This is a genomic window from Bartonella acomydis (genome assembly GCF_039543025.1).
Lineage (GTDB): Bacteria > Pseudomonadota > Alphaproteobacteria > Rhizobiales > Rhizobiaceae > Bartonella > Bartonella acomydis.
Genome location: NZ_BAABIY010000065.1, coordinates 1 through 1079, shown reverse-complemented (window position 1 = coordinate 1079; position 1079 = coordinate 1). Strand labels below are relative to the sequence as shown.

At 41.8% G+C, this 1079-nt stretch carries 1 pseudogene; it reads left to right on the top strand.

Annotated elements, in window-relative coordinates:
- A pseudogene (locus tag ABD909_RS07035) lies at nt 1–1079 on the top strand (Vomp family autotransporter); the annotation flags it as partial.

Below are 1079 nucleotides of genomic sequence, written 5' to 3'. Positions count from 1 at the left end.
TTCAAGATATTGAGCTTTAAAGATGATGGCAGTTTTGATGAGATAAGCTATGATAGTGTATCATCGGCGTTTGCAGGTGTGAATACGGCTTTCACGAAGCTTCACCATGAGCTTTCGGACAATGTTGAGCAGAATGCATTGTTGTGGAGTGATGCTGATGGATCTTTTGTAGCGGTTCATGGCAAAGGTTCGGAGAAGCACGATAGCAAGCTCAGCCATTTAGTTGATGGATCTATTTCTTCTGGTTCGACAGAAGCGATCACAGGCAACCAGTTGTATCAGTTGCATCAGAGGTTAGCGCTATATTTAGGAGGTGGAGCGACATATGAAAATGGCGAATGGACAGCGCCTCAGTTCCAGATAGCGCAATTCAAAAGCGATGGAAGCTCTTCTGAGAGTAAGAGTTATGATAGTGTAGGTGGTGCATTTGAAGGCATTAACGGCAGTTTGTCAGGTATCAACGATCGGATTAATAATGTAGCGCAGAATGTTTCCTCGAACAGTTTGAATTGGAACGATGATTTAGGAGGCTATGATGGTAGTCATAATGGATCGGATAGTAAGATTACGCATGTAGCGGATGGTGACATATCGAAAGGATCGAAAGAAGTTGTTAATGGTGGTCAGCTTTGGGAAACGAATGATAGAGTTAGCAAGGTTGAAAACCGTGTAGATAATCTAGATCAACATGTAAAGGATGTTGAAAGTGCTGTCACGAATGGTTCCGTTAATTATGATAAGGATGAGAATGGCAAGAAAACGAATAAAGTTACGTTAGTTGGTGGGAATGAAAGTGATCCGGTATTGATAGATAATTTAGCGGAAGGACGGATTGAGAGTGGTTCGAAAGAAGCAGTCACTGGTGGTCAGTTGCATGATTATACGGATCAGCAGATGAAGTTAGTTCTTGAAGATGCGAAGAAATACACAGATGATCACATCAATGATCTAGTTAACAATGGGGTTAGTGAGTCGAAAGCCTATACAGATATGAAATTTGAGACATTAAATTATGCAGTTGAGGATGTCCGTAAGGAGGCAAGACAGGCGGCAGCTATTGGCTTGGCGGTATCTAATTT